Below are 2,619 nucleotides of genomic sequence, written 5' to 3'. Positions count from 1 at the left end.
ACCAAGGCATTTAAGAAAACCACGGATAGGCTTGGGATTGTTTACACCCCCGTTGAGGTTGTTGATTTTATCATTCACTCTGTTGACGATGTTTTACGCAATGAATTTGGCAAAAGCTTAGGATCACGGGGGGTTTCTATTCTTGACCCTTTTACGGGTACTGGTACCTTTATCACACGGTTGTTACAATCCAATCTCATCAAACCAGAGGATCTGGAATATAAATTCTGTCATGATATCCATGCCAATGAGATTGTTCTCTTAGCTTATTACATAGCCGCCATTAACATTGAATCAACCTATCATAGTCTTATGAAAGGAGAGTACATTCCTTTCAAACATATTGGTTTGGCTGATACGTTTCAGATGCTTAAAGAAAAAGACCTTATGGAAGGTATACTCAAAGAAAACAGTGAATATTTAGAACATCAAAAGAAACTGGATATCAAAGTTATCTTTGGTAATCCCCCTTATTCAACAGGTCAAAAAAGCGAAAACGATAATAATCCAAATAGATCTTATCACGTATTAGATAAACGTATTGGTGAAACTTATGCTGCTCAATCAAAAACAACTGGTGTGCAAGCACTTTATGATAGTTATATTCGTGCCATTCGCTGGGCTAGTGACCGTATAAAAGACCGTGGTGTTATTGGCTTTGTCACAAATGCAAGTTTTGTAGATGCAAATTCTATGACCGGTTTACGCAAATGCCTTGTTGAGGAATTTAGCAGCCTTTATATTTTCCATTTACGGGGTAATCAACGAACGTCTGGAGAACTTTCTCGAAAAGAGGGAGGCAAGATTTTTGGTTCTGGGTCACGGGCTCCAATAGCTATCTCTATTCTTGTTAAAAATCCAGAATCTCAACGGCGTGGGAAAATATATTTCCGTGATATTGGGGATTATCTCACAAGACAAGAAAAGCTTATGATAATTGAATCCCTTGGTAGCATTGATGGTATTCCACGGACTGAACAAGGTTGGAAAATCATCACACAAGACAAGCACGGTGATTGGCTCGGACAACGTGATGACAGTTTTAATGCTTTTTTAGCTATGGGGGTAAAAAAAGGTCATGATAAAAAGCTGTTTGAAACGTTTTCGTTTGGGGTTGTAACCAATCGTGATGCATGGGCATATAACTCAAGTCGTGAAGCATTAGCTCAAAACATGAATAACATGATTGCGTTCTATAATAGAGAAGTGGAGCGATTTAATGAGATCTATCCACATGCTGACCGTAAAACACGTACCAGTGATGTAAATCATTTTGTCAATTCGGATGAAAACAAAATCAGTTGGAGTTACAGTGTTAAACAGGAGTTGGTAAAAGGAAAGTTTTTTGAATTTGAAGATACGTGCCTTACCAAAAGTTCTTATCGCCCTTTTACACAACAGTGGCTTTATTATAATCGTACCTTTAATGAAGTAATTTATCAAATGCCGCGGATATTCCCGATAGGACAAGCGGTCGATAATAAGGTGATACAAATTACCGGTATAGGAGCAAAGAAAGACTTTTCTGTATTGATGATTAAAGCTTTGCCTAATTTAGATTCAATAGAAAAAGGTCAATGCTTTCCACGGTATATTTACGAAGATACTATGGTTTCAAAAAGTAAAAGTGAAAAACAATCCCATTTGTTTACGAATTCTACAGAAGAAAGCAAAAATACTGGTTTACAGAGGCGTGATGCCATTACAGATGAAGGTCTAGCCCATTTTAAAGCAACTTATCCTAATGAGAATATAACAAAAGATGATCTATTTTATTACGTTTACGGAATCTTACATTCGGAAGATTATCGTGCCCGTTATGCTGATAACCTCTCTAAAGAATTGCCTCGTATCCCTTGTGTAAAGAGTGCTGATGATTTTTGGAAATTTGTTACAGCAGGGCGTGAACTGGGTCATTTGCATGTGAATTATGAAGATGTGGAGCCTTATCCAGTCACATTTAAAAAAGGCAATCCAAAACAGACTGATATTTCTAATCCAGAAGAATTTTACTATGTTACAGAAATGAAATTCGCAAAAATTAAGAATAGTAAGGAAAAGGATAAAACAACGGTTATTTACAACAGCAACATCACAATGACAGATATCCCTCTTGAAGCTTATGAGTATATCGTCAATGGCAAGCCTGCTCTTGAATGGGTTATGGGGCGTCAATGTGTAAAAACCGATAAAAAGAGTGGCATTGTAAATGATGCTAATCGCTATGCTGTTGAAACCGTTGGAAACCCTGCCTACCCTCTAGAATTGTTTCAAAGGGTTATTACTGTAAGTTTAGAAACAATGAAAATCGTTAAAAACTTACCAAAATTAGAAATTAAAGAAACTGAATAAGCTTATAAGACCTTATAATCATAAGGGGTATAGAGTATAGGATATAGCTATATAATCTATACCTCTTTGTTAAGTTGATTAGATACAATCTTAAAAGGAATGTTTATATGCGTTATTCTAAAAAGGGATTTGCACTTTTAAACACTCTTATTTGTATTACCTTTAAGACTTTTAAGAAATCCCATTTTAAATAGAATACGCTTCTTTTGGATTTGCTTTAAGAGGTTATACCGTAATCTCAAATGATAGCTTTATCCTTTTCAAAAG

Annotated in this window: 1 protein-coding gene; it reads left to right on the top strand. The window is 35.9% G+C overall.

From position 1 onward, the window contains the following. Positions 1 to 2,352: type ISP restriction/modification enzyme (locus tag FNZ60_RS07115; protein ID WP_142416935.1), on the top strand; the 2,352-nt coding region annotated here is incomplete at its 5' end. Between the last annotated feature and the right edge of the window lie 267 nt (positions 2,353 to 2,619).

The organism is Bartonella massiliensis (assembly GCF_902150025.1).
Classification (GTDB): domain Bacteria; phylum Pseudomonadota; class Alphaproteobacteria; order Rhizobiales; family Rhizobiaceae; genus Bartonella; species Bartonella massiliensis.
Note: the sequence above shows the minus strand (reverse complement) of the source record. Positions and strands in the feature narration are given on the sequence as shown.